This window comes from Paenibacillus intestini, from assembly GCF_030803945.1.
GTDB lineage: Bacteria > Bacillota > Bacilli > Paenibacillales > Paenibacillaceae > Paenibacillus > Paenibacillus polysaccharolyticus.
Window position 1 is genome coordinate 677,823 of the sequence record NZ_JAURUN010000002.1, and the last position, 18,701, is coordinate 696,523.

6 protein-coding genes are annotated in these 18,701 nt (G+C 46.3%); 2 read left to right on the forward strand and 4 right to left on the reverse strand.

Annotated elements, in window-relative coordinates:
* The 3 genes from J2T16_RS08225 to fabD are packed head-to-tail and all read right to left on the reverse strand — an operon-like array spanning position 1 to position 15,337.
* Positions 1-11,532, reverse strand: a complete 11,532-nt coding sequence (locus J2T16_RS08225) for an amino acid adenylation domain-containing protein (RefSeq protein WP_499018106.1) — start codon at positions 11,530-11,532, stop codon at positions 1-3.
* An 18-nt stretch (positions 11,533-11,550) separates the two neighbouring features.
* A complete protein-coding gene (locus tag J2T16_RS08230) occupies positions 11,551-14,136 on the reverse strand; it encodes a non-ribosomal peptide synthetase (RefSeq protein ID WP_499018108.1) in 2,586 nt (861 codons plus the stop codon).
* The gene (gene fabD, locus J2T16_RS08235; protein ID WP_499018109.1) at positions 14,129-15,337 is read right to left on the reverse strand and encodes an ACP S-malonyltransferase; all 1,209 of its coding nucleotides are present in this window, start codon (positions 15,335-15,337) and stop codon (positions 14,129-14,131) included. Before fabD ends, J2T16_RS08230 begins: the two co-directional genes overlap by 8 nt.
* Before the next feature lie 247 nt (positions 15,338-15,584).
* Here fabD and J2T16_RS08240 point away from each other — a divergent pair, with 247 nt between their 5' ends.
* Together J2T16_RS08240 and J2T16_RS08245 are read left to right on the forward strand one after the other, a co-directional pair.
* Complete coding sequence (locus J2T16_RS08240) at positions 15,585-16,235, forward strand: TetR/AcrR family transcriptional regulator (protein WP_154886691.1); 651 nt, start codon at positions 15,585-15,587, stop codon at positions 16,233-16,235.
* Positions 16,235-17,500, forward strand: a complete 1,266-nt coding sequence (locus J2T16_RS08245) for an MFS transporter (RefSeq protein WP_154983060.1) — start codon at positions 16,235-16,237, stop codon at positions 17,498-17,500. The genes J2T16_RS08240 and J2T16_RS08245 overlap by 1 nt, the downstream gene beginning before the upstream one ends.
* 94 nt (positions 17,501-17,594) lie before the next feature.
* On the opposite strand, the gene J2T16_RS08250 is transcribed toward J2T16_RS08245, so the two are convergent.
* Positions 17,595-18,692 (reverse strand): GerAB/ArcD/ProY family transporter, encoded by a 1,098-nt coding sequence (locus J2T16_RS08250; protein WP_221786483.1) that lies wholly within the window; start codon positions 18,690-18,692, stop codon positions 17,595-17,597.
* Positions 18,693-18,701 lie beyond the last annotated feature (9 nt).

Consider the following 18,701-nt stretch of genomic DNA (forward strand, 5'->3'; position numbering starts at 1 on the left):
CTAGAAATGGAATTTAATTAGACTTTCTCCTTCATCTGAACTCGTTACAATTTCATCTGGGAAAAGATCTTTCAACAACACGTTCGGATTTTCACTGATTTGACTGAAAACAATGAGCAGACAGTTCATCCAATCTTCCAGCTCTTCTACTCTATGTGCGGCACTATTGTAAACAAATCGAATGAGGAAGTTCTCATGCGGCTCAATGATCAGGTTAAAATCATAGCTTGTATACTCATGTAAATCGTAATCTACCATTTCCAGTCCGGAAGGAAGCTGCAGTTCCAGCGGATAATTTTCAAAAACAAGGATATGATCCAGAACTGCCCCGCCGCCAGACTTTTGGATCGAAGATAGTGGAATATGGGAATAGGGTTCTTTCTCCATCTGTTCCCACTGAAGTTGTGATGCGAGTTCCAAAAAGGTACCCGAAGCTGACTTTACCCGAACAGGAATCGTATTAATGAATAGCCCCATCATGTTCTCGATATCTTGCACCTCGACACTTCTGCCCGATACAACTGCGCCAAAGATCATATCTTCAGTTTCGTTGAGATTCTGCAATACCGTCGCCCAAGCAGCCTGAAACAAAATATTTAGCGTCAAACCGTATTCGGCGGATAATTGCTTAAGTGCTTCCTGGAGCGTTTCTGGCAAGTTACGGGTTAGTTCCTCCCGTACATACTCACCACTTGATCCATGTAACCGTGGTAGCACATTTTTACTTCGGTATTCCGTTAAATACGTCGCCCAGTACGATTCAGCCACAGAAGGATCTCGCCCTTCAAGCCACCCGATGTATTCCCCATAGTGCGACACTGAGACAAGTGATTGTATATCAGACAGATCGGCATATAGATCGAAGATGCTACTAAGAAGAAGGCCTACACTCCACCCATCAAGCAAAATATGATGAAAGCTCCAAACCAGACTATACGCGTTATCGTCTGATCGAATAAGTGTTACTCTCAGAGGGACCTCACCAAATAGATTAAAGCGCCGTTCACGATTTTGTTGAAGATATTGTTGAAGCTTCTCGGGCTCACATCCGCCATGTTCCGCCGTCCAATCCATAAACTCAAAGGGAAGATTCCATGACTTTGCCACTGCCTGAAGCGGCCGTTCGAGCCCACGCAAGGCAAAAAATGTACGAAGAATGTCATGTTGATTAACCACCTGCTGAAAGCAGTCTCTAAGCCGTTCTGGGTTAAGGTCACCTTGCAAATGAATGACACATTGCTCTTCGTAAGCCGAGGAATCCGGAAACCGAAGGTAATGGAACAACATACTTTCCTGCATAGGTGACAGCGGATAAGCTTTGAGCATTGGAAAAGGCGCTACCTGCTCAAGGACCTCCCTTTCTGCAGAAGGTACCAGCTGAAATCCATCGTGTTCCTCTTCTGTAACTATCTCTCCCTCACCGGCATACATCATGTCTTGCAAACCATTAAGGAAACCTTGCAACATTCTCTGGATGGTTTCTGCTTGGAACTGATGTTTATTGTAATCAAACTCCACCAGCATCCGCCCGTCCGATAAGAGCACATTGCAAGTGATTGCAAACGGGCGGTCCGCATCTGGACTCTCTGTTCCGTGCATCGGAAGCTGCGAAAGCCGAAACAGATTTTGATAACGACGATCATCCATTTCACCAAGGTAGTTGAAGCAAATCTGTGGCTCAATCTCAAATCCATGGAATGATCTGGTCACTGCTTCAGGCAGCATGTACTTCATTACGTTATATCCAGCACCCCTGTGAGGGATACGTTGCAACTCACGATGAAGCTGTGCAACATAAAGGTGTGGCATTTGGGCTACTGAAGTATCCAGATAAATCGGGTAATGCGATGTAAACCAGCCGACTGTTCGTGAATAATCTACAGCTTCACCGAAACTTTCCCGGCCGTGTCCCTCCATGTTGACCCATAGACCATCTCGAACACCCATTGCCTCCATTGCAGTACCTAAGGCAGCAAGCAACAAAGACGCGGTATCCGCCTCGTATCGCTCGGTCGCCGATTGTACGAGGGTCGTAGTGACTTTTTGTGTAAAATAAAGACTTGCCACTCCACTATCTCGAACCTGACCCTTCGTGTGTATCCCGTCCCCAATGAGCGACGAAACTGGTCGCGCCATTTCATTCTTCCAATATTGCGCTTCATGTTTCCATTCACCAGTAGCAGCATACGTATGCATTCTCTGTGCGTAATCCTTATAAGAATCGGATATAGAAGGCAGAACTGGCTGGATATTCTGTTCGAGAGCAATGTAGATATCATAAAAATCATCCAGTAAAATGCGCCAGGATATGGCGTCGATGACTAAATGGTGAATCGTAAAGATTAGTTCGTCCCGATCTGACCCCTGGATGAGGCCCGCCTGTACTAATGGTCCATGCTCCAGATCCATTGCCCGGTGCATTTCTTCCATCATTCGTTCCTTGACAGCCTTGAATTGCTCGCTATTCGTCTCCTCTATTGACTCGGCTACTTGGAATGCAAAAGCCTGCCGGTCTGAATGTTGACAAGATTGCTGAATGTGGTTGCCATTTCGCTTAAATGTCATTCGCAATGCATCATGATGAACCGTGAGTAATCTGAGTGATTCTCTGACAAACAGTTCGTTGAACCTCGTAACACTAATCAGCGTCACACTGTTATTCCAATAATTCATTTCGGTAAAATTTTGCTTGAAAAACCATTGTTGAATAGGCGACAGTGGTACATCACCCTCTACAGGCCCTGAAGTTTTACGGGGGGATGTCTCTTCCAACGCTATAAGCATTGGGGCGATGTTGCTCACCGTTTTCAAACGTAAAATTTCAGCCGATTCAACCCGATATCCACACTTTTTCATACGAGCCGCAATCTGTATCGCCTTGATCGAATCCCCGCCAAGTCGCATAAAGTGATCATCTCTGCTGGCATCAGGCGCTCTGAGTATTTCACGCCATGCCTGCAACAACTCCGCCTCACCATGGATTTCAACCAGGGATGGATGCTCGAACGGAGTCGGTTCTGCCAACGTAACAGGCAGTTTCTTGATATCCACCTTTCCATTGGCAGAAAGCGGGAGTCGATCCAAACGAATATATTCGGACGGCAACATATATGGAGGCAGATACGTCGAGAGGTACCTTTCCAGCTCCGCAATCTCCAACTTTTCTGTCGAGACATAGAAAGCGCACAAACGCTTTCCGTTACTTTCCGTCTCTTTGACAATCACTGCCGCTTCTCGAATAGATGAATATGTGAGAAGCAAATTGCGAATCTCTCCCATTTCAATGCGGTGACCCCGAATTTTAACTTGTTCATCGATTCTGCCTAGATACTCCATTCCACCTGCTGGCAACCAACGCACCAGATCTCCGGTACGGTAAACCTTGCCGGGTTCATGGAACCTGTCCGATACAAACTTCTCCTCAGTCAGCTCAGGCTGATTCACATATCCTCTGGCTACGGCAATACCGGCAATGCACAGTTCTCCGGGAAGATGTTTCGCCTGCAAATTCCCTTGTTCATCGGAAACATATAACCGCATATTGTCAATCGGCCAGCCAATAGGCACCTCGCTATATGTTTCAGCAGGGTCGTATTGATGGATCATACAGCCAACGACCGTCTCAGTAGGGCCATACTCGTTGTAAATTTCAACATGCGGACCGAACATAGAGATAATATCCGCTGCCGCGGAGCTCTCAAATGCTTCACCACCTACAATAAAATGCTTCAAGCTTGATCCTTTTGTGTTATAAAGAGACAGGAGTTTTAGATGGGAAGGCGTTAATTTAATGAGATCCGCTTCACCATCTTCACAAATCCGTTCAAGCGCAAACTCCACATCTTCCGAATAAATAATAATTTGGTTCCCCGACAATAGGGGTGTAAACATCGATGTTACCGTCAAGTCAAATGAAATGGATGAATACAACGAAAAACAAATCTTTTCCCCTCGTACATAGGTCTGATCTGCCCAACGAATGTAGTTGGTCAAACCTCGATGTTCTACCATAACGCCCTTGGGCTTGCCGGTAGAACCTGATGTATAGATGATGTAGGCCAGGTCGTCAGGCCCGGCAATCTGTTCGAGGTTCACTGGTGTTAAAGGTACGTTTCCGTGCACTTCCTCCGTCAATATTACTGAACCCGAAAAATTGCATAATTCCTCATAGGCTGCATCCGCAATGACCCACTGTGCCTTACAGTCGTCTAATATATGACGGATACGGTCCCTCGGGTACGATGGATCGATCGGCACATAACAGGCACCTGCTTTCCATATACCGAGAATGGCTGCCAGCAGATCGGGAGATCGCCTCATAACCAGGCCAACGGCCATCTCTCTCAGCACTCCCTGCTCCTTCAACACCTGAGCATATTGATTGGCTCTCATGTTAAGCTCAAGGTAGGTAAGTTGCACGCCTGCACAAGATACTGCTATTGCATCAGGTGTACGTTGAACTTGTTCTTCAAATAAAACGAATATCGGCTGATCAAGGAGCCGCTGGTTATCCGTTTCATTAAATTCATGGAGCAACTGCTTGGTTTCCGAAGCATGGAGCATGCTGATTTCCGAAATAGAAACGTCAGGTTGATGGGACACAGCTTCCAAAATAGCAATGAAGTGTCCAGCCATTGCTTCTATAGCTTCAGGGTGAAATACTGCCGTACAATATTCAAGATCGAGATGCAGTTCATTTTGTTTCTCTACAACTTCCAGTGTCAGGTCAAACTTGGCCATTCTGTTTTTGTACTCGGAAGCCGTGAACTTGACGCCACCACTTATTTGCGGATCGATAGAAAGAGCCTGATGTTGGTAAACATAGACCGCATCAAACAAAGGATTCCGACCCGAATCCCGCTCCTCGTTCTCGAGAGCAATCCATTGTTCCAACGGATATTCCTGATGCTCCAATGCATGCAACGCATTTACCTGCACTTCATGGACCAGCTTGGAGAACCACTGGTTGCTGGAGAGATCGCTTCGCAACGGAATGGTGTTGACGAACATACCGGGAGTTCGTTCGATATCCGAATACAACCGTCCCGATGCGGTTGTGCCGACCATGATGTGCTCCTGAACAGAATATTTAGACAACATCACCTTATATGCAGCTAGAAAATAGCTGTATAACGTGACTTTCTCATTCGCGGCATATGCCTTGATACGTGCCAGGATTTCGTCAGGTAGCTTGAACCCGTATCTTTCTCCTTCATAACTGCGTATAGAAGGTCGCTGATGATGAATTCCCCAATCCAGCCGCGGTATTCCGTCCTTGAACTGCTGAGCCCAGTATTTCTTGCTTTCCCTCATATCTCCTGCGCCGAAGCGGCCCAACTGCCATTGGGTGAAGTCCTTCATGTGCAACGTGACTGTCGGCAAACTTTGACCGTCATACAACTGGATTAACTCTTCCAGCAGCAGATTCGCTGAAAGTCCATCTGCGATCAGATGGTGCATATCCATTAGCAAATACTGCCGTCCAGATTCCTTGTGCTCAGTCCAGTACTCCATCCGCATCAGCGGTGCTTTTTCGAGGTCAAACGGCCGAATCGTGCGCAGGATCATCTCTTCCGTCGTATCACTGCCCAGCAAATGCATGGGAATTTCCATGAATGACTCACTGACCACACGCTGTACCGGCTCGTCTTCATCCAGATCAAAAATGGTTCGCAAACATTCATGCCTTTTCACCAGCGAGTTGACCGCCACTTTCAAGCGCTGTAGGTCAAGCGAGCCCTCCACAGTGATCAGTCCGGTGACGTTGTAGGCCGTACCTGCTCTACCCAGTTTCTCTACAGCAAAGATCGAACGCTGAGAAGCGGACTGTGGGTAGCAATCGGCTGAACGCGCCTTCGGAATCCGAAGGGATTCAGCCGTGGAAACATCGTCCAACACCTGTGCTAACTCCGCGATCGTTGGATGGCGGAACAACAGACTTAGCGGAACGTTGATCCCTAACTCTTCCTGAAGTCGAACCGTAATGACTGTCGCTGCAAGTGAATTACCACCCACTTCCAGGAAATGATCATGAATGCTGGCTTTTTCCAGCTTCATCATTTCAAGCCATATCCGATGAATCCTGATCTGCATTTCCGTAACCGGAGGGGTATACCCTGCAGCTCTATCGTTTACGTTTTTCCGAGCTTGCTCGGCAGTGAGATCATTTCTGTACGGATTAAGGGAAGCAGCAAGCTTCTCGGATGAAACAAACGATGGTGTCGATAACAAAGTATGTATTTTACTACACCGAGACTTTGGTTCTGCCTCTCCTTCCTTCCATACTTTGGACTCAAGCGTATCCAGTAATAAGGTGTATGTTTCAAGCCAGCCTTCGGCCTCTTCCCGTCCACATACTCCATCCCCCACATCTAATTCCAGCACCAATTCTTGATCCACCTCAAGAACATTCATGCTGATCGGGTATTTGAAGGACGATGGCGGAAACGACTCAAGCTGTACTCTCAGGTCTTCGAAGTGAAATTCAGGCGTTTTGTCAAAATTAAAAATGGTATTGATGACCGGAGGATAAACAGATCCTCCTTCCGTGACTAGCGCTGTAACGATATCTACGTAAGAGCAACGTTGGTGCTCCAGTAGCTCAAGCATTTCGCTCCTTACTTGTGTCGCGTATTCGGATAGTTCTTCCTTAGCTGGCAACTGGCTTGAAAAGGGCAGTAAGTTGACACATTGACCCACCAATTGTGGCAGCCCCATCTGGAGCTGACCAGCCACGGGAATACCAACCGTGATCTGCTGGAGACCTGAAATTCGAGATAACAGCATGTTGTATGCCGCAAGCATAAGCATAAATAAGGAGACACCCTTTTTTTTGCCAAATGCCCTCAACTCTGCCGTGAATTCAGTATTTAAGTTCCTGTACAGACGCATTCCCGGATAGAGTGAGACAGACTCCGAAGCGAGTCTAGCAGATACAACCAACTCCGGCTTCGGAGCGGAGAGTCGTTTAGTCCAAAATGCCCTAGCATGTTGCTTCTCCTCCAGCGGCAGATTATGTTGCCACTGTGCAAATGCAGAAAACAATACAGGGTCAGGAGACTGCAACCGATTTTGCATCGTGTAATATCCGGCAATCTCTTTCAAAATCTGAACAATGGACCAGCCATCTGCTACTAAATGATGCACTTGCATGATGAGTCTATACTGATGCTGTCCATGATGTAACAGACAAAAGCGGATCAAAGGACTGTTGGACAGATCAAATCCATGGGTCCATTTTTGTTGAATGGATCTGGGCAAACCCTTTGACTCTTCTATATCTTCCGCTTCTTCAAACATAATTTTCGAAGCTACATTCTCAAACAGCTCCGTGTAATACAACCCTTCATCGTTAGAAAAATGGGTTCGCAACATCCCGTGTCTTTGGACCACATAACGAACGGCTTCCCGTAACCTTTCGCTATCCACTGCTCCTTCCAAACGAAGTACAACAGATTCCACGTAAGCATCGCTCATATGGTCATTGGCCAGGGATGCAAACCAGAGTTGCGTCTGTTCCGATGTAAGCGGATGAGGCTCGGCTTGTCTCCCCACTTCTACGGTCAATGCTTTGCCGGCTTGCTTTCTCCCGCCTCCCGGCGAGGTCGGTGAACTCGGAGGCAGGAATCCGGCACTTCGCAATTCCTCTACGCTCGATTGCACGGCATCTACAATACGATCGATATCCGCTTCCGAATGAGCTGTGGATAAAAAGCAGTTTCGGCCTTCCCAAATATAAATTCCTTTCTCGATTAACAAGTAGTACAGAAGCTCCAGATCAGACTTTTGCACAAAACGGAACAAGGAACCAAAATGCACAATCTCAAGCGGCACCAGTTCTTCTGCAAAATAATGATTCAATCTGTCTGCCAAAGCCGCCGTTTTCCTGTTCAATTGCTCCTGAAGGGCCGGACCTTCCTCCTGCAACCGCTGCAGGACTGCCAGAGCAGCATTCATAGCCAACGGATGCTGGCAGAACGTTCCGGCTACAAATGTTCTCCGTTCTTCATGCGGAGGGAACGAGGAATCCCCAAAAGACCACATCCCTCCGTCTATGCCGTCCAAATATCGTTCTTTTCCAGCGACGATGCCAATCGGCAAACCTCCACCGACCACCTTGCCATAGACCACCATATCGGCTTCAATGCCGAACCATGCCTGTGCACCTCCAGGATGAATCCGAAATCCGGTGATGACTTCATCAAAAATCAAAGCGATGCCCTCTGAGGCGGTCAACGAACGCAGCTTTTTGAGAAAGGCGGTTGGCTGAATGTCTGGCCTACGGCTTTGTACCGGTTCTACCAGTACTGCTGCCAGCTCTCCAGCACGCTGTTCGATGATCCGCAGTGATTCGGGATGATCGTAATTCAGGACAATCAGATCATCCACCATACCTTGCAAAATCCCTGGAGCGATTGGTGTGCTACTGCCTCCAAGTCCTGCACTCATAGCCAAAACACCATCGAAAGTACCGTGATAAGAACCTGAAAAGATCACTATTTTTCTTCGGTTTGTAGCCGCTCGAGCCAAACGCATGGCAACCATGATCGCTTCTGTCCCGGAATTAAAAAACGCAGCACGTTCTACGCCAGTCAATTGATGCAAGGCAGACGCAACCTGACCAGCTGCTCCATTGATCGGGCCAACACACATTCCCTTTTGCATAGCCTCTTGCATTGCTTCGTTAATAAAAGACACCTGATGGCCGAACAGGTTCACACCGAAGCCCATCGTCAAGTCAATATAGCGATTCCCATCGATATCCGTAATGCCAGATCCTTCGGCCTGATCAACAACGATCTGATAGACGATATCCTTCCAGTAGGGGCGATAACCTGCCACATTGCGATTATTGGCCACCAATTTACGGAATGCTTGTGTATGAAGCTGTGATCGCACTGTTTTGGCAGTATATCTGGAAATAAATTCGTCTATAAAATGCTCTTGCACAGGGCTCAATCCTGTCTTCGAATGCGTTTCAAGCTTCTGGAACGGGACGTAGGGCCGATTGGTCTGTACACGTTCTTTTGTAAGATTAGAGGGCACGCTCTGGCTATCCGTCGAATTGTTAAAATAGTCTTTTTCCACCGATTTATTCGCCTGTACCGCTGTCGCCGCCGACAAACGAATTGCAGAAGCTTCCGATCCTGCAGAACCTGCCTGTAGCATGGAAAGTTGGAGAGTCATCAAGTCCAGTTGCTTCTGTACAATGCCCTCCAGACCTGAACCTGCTACGGATAGATTACTCGATTCGCGCTCTTCCTCTGATGACGCTGCATACGGATGTACATATACATTTTGCAAAAGTACGGCATCCTTAGGCACTCCCTTATCCTCTGTTTGCCCGTTTAGAATCGGAGACTCTGGCAATTGCTGAGATTGACTGGCAATATATTTCCCTACTTCAGCGACGGTAGACATCTCTTCAAAAAACAGATGCATCGGAATATCTACGCCAAATTCATTTTTGATTGCATGTTTGACATTGACCAGCAAAATAGAATCCATGCCAAGCTCCATGAAGTTTCGATTTATCCCGATGTCTTCTGGGGAGTACCCTGAAATATTCGATATCATTTCCTGTACCGCGCTTGTGAAAAAATGAATATTTGCGCTCTGGACAACCCGATGTTCCATCGTTGAATTCTCCTTTTTATCCTCCGGTTTGTGGGATGCTCCCCCACTGCTCTCTTCCACCATCACAGGAACAATCCAGTGCCGATGTCGATCGAATGCATATGTCGGAACTGAAACTACACGCTTGTTGCTTCCAGCATGGAGACCTTTCCAATCGACGGGTTGACCACAAACATACTGGGTAGCGATCTGATTCAAGACATGAACATTTACCAGACTTGGCTTCGCAACGTTCAAGTTCAAGTCGGAGGAAGTTGAAGAGCCATCCTGTTCAGGTCCACCGAACCAGATTCCCTCCGCCAATTCACCGTATTGCCCGGCGAAAGTCTCGTACTGCAAAAATGCCAGCTTGTCCCGTAACTCTTGATGGTGATGTACTATTACTGCAAGTTTGTACTCATACACGCCTCTACCAATATTCGAGGTATAACAAATGTTTGTAAAAGATTGTGGGTCAGATGTAAGAAGAAAAAGACGATATTTATCGATCAGAGACCGCAAAGAGGTTAGCGTTCTGGCAGATAAAGTGAACAAGGAAGGTCCGTTCTCTGTATTCGGCGAAAGAACAACCTTTCTTTCGCTTGCCTCTTCCAGTACAACGTGACAATTGGTGCCACTCATACCGAAAGAGCTTACTCCGCATCGGCGTACATCCGTACCTCTCTTCCAATCCGATAAGTGAGCATTGACATATACAGGAGAATTCGCAAATTCGATTTGCGGGTTGGGCTTTTCAAAATAGAGCGAAGGCGGAAGCTGTTCATGATGAAGCGCCAACGCTGATTTAATAAAACTAACAATGCCAGCGGCATGATACAAATGTCCGATATTGGGCTTAAGTGAGCCGATCGCACAGAACTGGACTTTATCGGTATACAGACGGAACGCATTATGGATAGCACGAACCTCAATCGGGTCGCCTATGGGTGTTCCTGTACCGTGCGTTTCGATATAGGACAAGGAAGACGGGTGAATACCTGCACGCTCCCAAGCACGAATAAGAAGCTGTTCTTGAGCCGACCGGTTAGGTGACGTAATGCCTATGGATTTGCCATCTTGATTGGAGACACTTGCTTTAATTACGGCGTATATAAGATCATTGTCCGCAATGGCCCTGGACAAAGGTTTAAGCAGAATAGCGCCCATGCCCTCTCCTCTTACCGTCCCGTCAGCTTCTTCATCGAACGCCCTGACTTTAGACGAAGGGGATTCAATTCCGATCTGGGGCTGTTCGGCTTGTGGATCTAGAATTAATTGAATGCCTCCAGCGATAGCCATGTCACATTCCCTGGAGAGCAGTGCCTGACAAGCTAGATGAACAGCCATTAACGATGAAGAGCAGGCCGTATCAATGACCAAACTTGGACCTTTAAGATCAAGCAAATAACTGATTCTGCTCGCTATAGCGGAGGACATGTTACCTACTGCCGCTGCCGACAACAGATCTGTATTGTAAGAAGAGATCATTTGTTTATACTCGTTTTCATGTCCTGATCCGACATAAACACCAGTCCGACTTCCTTTTATGCGATCCCCGCCATAGCCTGCATCCTCAATCGCACTCCATGCTATTTCAAGAAACAACCTTTGATACGGGTCCATTAACGTTGCCTCTTTAGGCGGGATACGAAAGAAAAAATCATCAAACGTGTCAATCTCGGTCAAATAACCACGTCGTGGTGCCTTTATTCCCCCCTCTGACATTCTGACCTTTGGAGCTTCACGAATCCAATCTTCACCGCGACACAGATTGCTCCAGAATTGATCCAGTGAATCCGCACCAGGGACTTTGAGCGACATGCCGATCACCGCGATATCCTTACCTGACTGCTCCTCAATAACTGCAGCTGGAATATGATCTTCTTTCGTACGGCGAGGCAACAAACTTTTTTTCATCGACTCTCCCCTTCTCACTTACTGTGATACCGAAATGTTGGTAACCCTATCAACACTCAGTAGAGACTCAATGGAGTCCGCGACTGTCTGGAACAACTCTTTCATAAGAACCCCGTTCATTCTGGAAGGGTTGTAGCGGAAAAAGAGCTCTGATGTATCTTTTAAGTCCTCCCACTCCATGATCATGTCAAATACGTTATGAAGGGCATCTTCTGTATGCAACCACCCTTTTTGTGCGAACAGGCAGCGGACATATCCAGGTTCAATGCGAGTCACATGTCTTTCAATATCTCTCGTATGGTACACTTCTGCTTCACCCACTTTTTTCTTCGCACCAGCCAGGACGAGCAAATCTTCTATACTTTCAACTTGCGCAAAATCCACGTGAAAAGGCACAATCCAGCCTTTGCCGTCCATCATGGTATGCACGGTCACTTTAGGTCCGGTCGATATTTCATAAATAGCGTTCGAAAAAAGGGCAAGCCATACGGCTTCGTATGCAACTTGCAACTCGTGACAAAATGTCTGGAATCGATCTCGTTGCGACGAGGACATCACCATACGGTACTGATTCTCTGCTCCGCTCCACTCCGCTTCGAAGTACGGCGCTTCCAACTGGACTGCTTGGAGCTGTATCTCCTTTTTTGACAATCCATCTGAACTGGAAATCAGCTGTGCGAGCTGTTCCACAGAAGGATAGGCAAAAATATCAGTTAGTGTGATGACATCCGGATATAAAAGGTCTACTTCCTCAAGCATCTGAATAACGAGAATCGAAGTCCCACCTATCTCGAAAAAGCTGTCATGGACTCCGAAATATTTCTTGCCAAGCAGCTTGCTCCATATTTCAAACAGCGCTTGTTGCGTCGCATCTTTAGGTCTATGCACCAACGCTTCCTGTTCCCGCATTTCCTGCCACTTGCTTAGTTCGTCTTCGACTTTTTGAAATGCTCCTTCTTTATATTTTTCAATATATTTATAACGCTGTAACTTGCCGCTGGTCGTTTGATGTATCTTGGAAATCGGTAGAATAACACTTAGATGAATACCCATCACATGGTTTACATGTCTGCGAATCTGATCCGCGTGACGTCCGAACTCTTCCAGCTTGTCTCTGTACAAGACAAACAATACAACCTCTTCCGTGCCTGTAGCTTCGTTATATACTCCACAAGCAATCATTCGTTTGATTTTCAGATCCGTACATTCCTCTGCAATGCGTTCAATATCATAGGGATAATAGTTGGAGCCGTTAATGATGATGATGTCCTTGGTTCTCCCCGTAAACACCAGGTGATTATGGATTAGAAAGCCCAGATCACCTGTATGGGCCCATTCGTCCGGCGTAAAAAGTTTGTTGGTCGCTTCTTCATTGTTATAGTATCCGTCTGTAATATTCGCACCCTTGATCTGAATATATCCGATATATCCCTTGGGGAGAGTACGACCAGAATCATCACAAATTCTCACCTGACTATTTCGTAAGGGGGTTCCCGTTCCAGAGAGTGCCAGCCCTGCTTCATCCTCACTTGATAGAAAAACGGCCTGGTCCCCGACACTGAGAGTATCTCTACGGACATAATACGTTGTGAACGCTTCGCTCTGCTCCTGAATACATACCGCCACACAAGCTTCAGCCATGCCATATCCCATTTTCATTGATTTCCCATCAAGTCCAAAAACGGCCATCTCATCTAAAAATTGTCGACATGCGTCCACATCGATAGGTTCTGCACCGTTCACGATCGCTTTAATTGGAGTTAAATTCCAATCAAAAGAGCGCTGGTTCGCAGCTTTGTGATACGCGTTTAAGAAATACTTGATTCCGAAATTAGGCGAAGCGAGCATTGTTGCCTTGAAGTGGCTGGCAGTTTGCAACCAGAGAACAGGCCGTCTTATAAAAAGCCATGTTGGCATCTGATACTGATTCAACCCGGCCACGAGCGGGAGCAAATGGAACATAATCATGCCGAGGTCGTGAGTCAGTGGCATCCAATTTAGAAAAGCATCTTCTGAGGTGGCTCCCAAACGTTCTTCCAGATCATAAATGTTCGCGAGAAGTTTGCGATGTGTCAGTTTAACACCTTTGGGTTCTCCCGTTGTACCCGAAGAAAACTGAATAAAGGCAACATCGTCAGGGTGGGCAGAAATAGGTTGCTCTTGATGTTCCAGGTTCTGGTTTATCAGATCCTGGATATTCAGTAGAGCACAATTTCGATCTGGAATGCCGGACAGATGCTCACGAAGTTCTTCCACATGCCGCGATTCCGCTACGATAAAGGGACGGTTCAGAACACCGGTTACACGTAACGTTTTGGCCAGCGATTCTTCATTTTTACTCACCGTCAATGGAACAGGGATGAACCCACCCAGCAGGCATGCCCAGAAAATAACGAGGAATTCACGGGTGTTATCCAACTGCAAAATCACTTCAGATCCTTCACTTACTCCGTTCTTCCTTAGAAGATGCAGGGCAGACATTGAGGACCGATAAAGCTCCGCAAAGTTGCAAAATTCGCTCTGGGATTCTCCTTCAATAAAGGTGATCCCTCGCTCTTCCAGAACAGTGTGATGATTCAGGGCCTCATTGAGTGTGCTAAACATGCCGAACCACTCCTTCTTCAGCTATATGACTGAGAATATCTCCCCGTTGTAAAGCAGGAGTCATCTTACAATCCAAAATGTGATGTAACGCTTCGAGTGCTTTAGCATTACCGCCTGCAACATCGCCTGCCCTAGCAAGTTGCTCCAGTTCCCGAAACGGCCCCGCGACCTCTTCCAGATAATCCGAAGTTTCCCCGTGAATATTGTAGTTTTTGGCGCAAAGTGCCGCCTTTAAATAACGGGCATAGGAGACTGCTCCCGTCCCCTTAGGCATCCTCTCATTTATCAGCTTCTGCAGATTCTCCTTTGTGTCTATAGACTGGATCATACATGCATCAAGCTTCTCTCTCCGCAACATATTACTTAACACGCTGCCTGGTCCAACCTCGATCAGGTTGTTAACCTGCCTCTCCATTAGGAATTGCACACACCCCTGCCAGCGGACTCTTTCTACCATTTGTTCCGACAAAAAAGAGGGGATGCAAGTCACTGAAGGATAAGGAAGTGCTGTAACATTGGAAAGCACGGAATAGCGCATGGAATGAAAAGGGATACGACCAAGTTCATCATACAATTGCATGGCCGCATTCTTCATGAATGGGCTATGGAAGGCACCGCCCACCTGGAGCGATGTAACATGACCTCCTAAGTCAATAAAGCGTTCTTTTATCTTTGTAAGCGCATTCACTTGACCGGAAACGACAGTTTGGCGACTGGAGTTCAGATTGGAAATGACCACCAAGCCTCGATATTCAGGCTCTAGGCATTCCTTCTCAATGACTTGAGAAGCAAGCCCATAGATAGCCATCATGGAGCCAGCTTTATTCTTCTGGGCATCTCGCATCAACATGCCTCTATAACGGACAAGGCGAATGGCATCTGCAAAATGTAATGCTCCCGAAGCAGTAAGCGCCGTAATTTCTCCAAGACTGTGCCCTGCCAGATAGACTGGCTCACGTTCCATTCTCTCCATTAACACACGAAAGGCAGCGATGCTAACCGTCAAAATACACGGCTGTGCGTAATCGGTCCGGGTTAGCTCTGCCAAACTTCCTTGAAAACAAAGGTTCGATACGCTGTATCCCAAGATCTCTGAGGCCTCTTCAAACGTTCTTTTGGCTACTATGGAACTGGAAAACAGCTCTTGTCCCATGCCTATATATTGCGATCCCTGACCTGGAAACAGCAGTGCCGTATGCATAACATCCCCCTCAGAACCAGATATTCGACAATATTCGATGTTCAATTTAGGTTGTTACATGCTTTAATCATCTAATCATAATTGAAATTTAAGGATTATAATACAATTTCTTTACATTTGAACACATTATATCAACACTGCCTTAAACAGATCAATTTATTTTTTTTACCCATTGCAAAATGAACCACATGTCATTTATATTATAATAAATCGTGATTCATTTTTAAGAAAAGGAGGAATTGATCCGATGTCTCCAAAGTTATCCGACGATCAGAAGGAACTAAGGACTTTGCAAATTCTTGAAGCAGCGAAACGTGCATTTGAATACAAGGGTTATGGGGCAACAACGCTAAAAGATATCGTCGAAGAGGCCGGTATGAGCAGAGGCTGGATCTATCTATATTATCAAAGCAAAGAAGAAATCTTCGAGGCACTGCTTCATTGGCAAGATATGCGGTACAAAGAACACATCGAAACATTGATTCACTCTTCGTCATCCATCTGGAAAATTATCCAGGATCTCTATACGCAGCAATTAGAGGATCTGCTTCGTTTCCCAAATGCGGGACTACAATCTGCTTTCTATGAATACTCTCTGATTGGCTCACGCGATGAAGAGCGCCGGAACTTACTGATTGAGCGCTACAATTCGGGTGTTGCACAGTTCGCAACCTTAATTCGGATTGGCGTAGAGCGAGGAGAATTCTCGACTGACATGGACGTGATGGACATTTCCAGACTCGTTGCATCGTATCAGGAAGGAATTATGACACACTCCATCACGGTAGGTACCGAAAAGGCTAAAACAAGCATGCAGTTTGAGGCGTTGCTCGCGTATCTGAAAACACTGTTACACCCCGTAATGATTCACGAACCTGACCATTCGGAGGAAAACTAATGCAGGAACTTTTCCGTAATCCAACTTTCTTGAAACTCTTTCTGGCAACCTTCACTTCGCAGCTGGGAAATGTCGTTGGAAATATGGCTTTCGCTTATTATATGGTGGATCGTTTCAGCAACCAGCCGTCTTTAGCCAGTATGGCAGAGCTTATGTATTCACTTCCAACCTTAGCCGTTTTCTGGATTGTTGGAGTCGTTGCAGACCGTTTTGATCGTAAACATATTGCTACATACAGTGACTGGATCAGAGCTTTGTTAACCTTGTTATTGCTACTTTTTGTTCACTATGACGTGTTGTTTATGTGCTTTCTGATTCTTTTTCTGCGTAGTTCCATTTCCAAGTTTTTCGGACCGGCCGAAATGGGACTTCTCCAAGGTAGCATCGGTCAAGATCAGTACGTTCACGCATCTGGACTTATTCAGATCATCTCAGGTGTATTTATGCTTTTTGGACTGAGTCTGGGAGCAACGGCATACCATTTCATTGGTATCGAGGGAGCTATTATCGTGGATTTGTGCAGCTTCCTGTTATCTGGTTTCCTTCTCGCCTGGGCCAAATTTCCCGAACAGGCACGCATGCCGAACGGAAAAAACCGTGTACGTGATCTGCGATTTTCTCTTGTCATCAAAGACTTCTGGCAGGGGCTTCAATATATTATACATAACCGGCTTCTGCTGATTTTAATTAGTGGATTCATGTTTTTTGGTATAGTTAACGGAGTTTTTTCCGTCCTTCCAATCTTTTCAATGAAGTACAAACTTAGCCCGGATCAGTATGTTGTCCATTCATCCCTTGTCACTGTCTTTATGGGGATTGGTTTCTTGATCGGCAGTATTTTGGGTCCCATTCTGATTCGGCGTTACACAAGAACACCCATTCTGATCACTTGTCTATTTCTAGCAAGCCTGTTCCTGGCAGGATTGGGCCTCGTACCTCGTGTGGAGCTTTATTTCGTTATTATTCTGCTGGCAGGGATCGCCATTGCTCCTATCAACATTGCACTTGGTAGCTGGCTTCCGGAACTTGTTCCGCCTCAGAATATGGGACGTGTGAATTCACTCATTGAACCCGTTATGATGCTGGGCCATTCTCTGGCACTCGGAACGATCAGCTTGGCTTTCCCTGTGTGGATCAATGTGACATGGCTTCATCTGACACTCGCTATATGCACAGTCGCCGTTAGTTTCTTCTATTTGAGATCACTTCCGGGACTTGTTCGCAAAACCACGGCACCTGCAACTGCTGAACAGGCTACACCATAATCATATTTTCCAAACCAAATCCCCCTGCGATCCATCGGATACACTACAGCATCATCACGATGATTATTTCAGGGGGAACTCCATTTATATCCTCTCACACCCCCTTGTTCTGCCTGTTACGAATCATTGCCACAATCCACAACAACAGAGGAAGTAGAATAAAAACAACGGGCAGGTTAAACGGTACGGCTACAAGCTTCGGAAAAAGAATAGAGCTATCCACAAAGTTCCGTGGCAGCATAGATAGTATGATGGCAATTGGAGATGCGATAAAGATGAAGCTCCGCCAACGTTTAACCCCTAGCCACTGGGCAGTCCCGTAAGATGCTGCAAACAGATATAAAGACACCTTAATAAAAATCCCCATGATCCAGATCGCAACGACGATCGCATCGAGATTTTGCAGGAAACCAAAGGAAATAAAACGTACCAGATTAAGAAACGGATAGGTCTGTCTGGATGCCGTAGAATAACCAAAGATAGCAATACATTGCATCGCTGAAAGTAACGTGAAGAGACCAGCTACAACAGAACCTAAAAGAGCACCCCTCACCCCTTTTCGTGGATCAGCCACAAAGGGGAGAATCATCATGAGCAATATATTATCGCCTAGGAATGAGGCTGTTGGCAATGCTCCCTTAAGCAACACGGAAAACGTATTGTCCATAATAATCGGTTGCAGGTTATCAAGTTGGATTTGGGAAATATTGAGGAGCAAGGGCACCATAATACCAAGCAAGATGAGAGGGCCCAGTACCTCGCTGCATCTGGCCAAGACCTCGATACCCGCATACGTTACATAAGCCGCAACAATAAGCATGCCGATAATAGGGATGATGACTGGCGTCAATTGAAGGATGGTGCCAATCATAAAATCGCCGTACTGTCGCAAGATAATCCCTAGCACCGTAAACCAATATAATACATAGATCAAAATAATCACATGCCCTAGAAACTTGCCCATAATTTTAGGTGCATAGCTGATAAGAGACTCATTGGGATACATAATGCTTATACGTGTCAGCACATAGGCAAGTCCTACGGAAAACATACTGGAGAGTAATATGGAAATCCAGGCATCCTGCTTGGCAACAGCAATGGACGGATTAATCGTAAGCAGGATGGTCATACCAATCTGCATCGTGGAAATCAGCCAAAAAACCTGATTACCACTGATTTTTTCCTTGTACATGAAGACACT

Coding starts and splice junctions, on each gene's coding strand:
- J2T16_RS08225 (WP_499018106.1), bottom strand. CDS start 11,532: ATGAAAAAAAGTTTGTTGCCTCGCCGTACGAAAGAAGATCATATTCCA.
- J2T16_RS08230 (WP_499018108.1), bottom strand. CDS start 14,136: ATGTTTAGCACACTCAATGAGGCCCTGAATCATCACACTGTTCTGGAA.
- fabD (WP_499018109.1), bottom strand. CDS start 15,337: ATGCATACGGCACTGCTGTTTCCAGGTCAGGGATCGCAATATATAGGC.
- J2T16_RS08240 (WP_154886691.1), top strand. CDS start 15,585: ATGTCTCCAAAGTTATCCGACGATCAGAAGGAACTAAGGACTTTGCAA.
- J2T16_RS08245 (WP_154983060.1), top strand. CDS start 16,235: ATGCAGGAACTTTTCCGTAATCCAACTTTCTTGAAACTCTTTCTGGCA.
- J2T16_RS08250 (WP_221786483.1), bottom strand. CDS start 18,692: ATGTACAAGGAAAAAATCAGTGGTAATCAGGTTTTTTGGCTGATTTCC.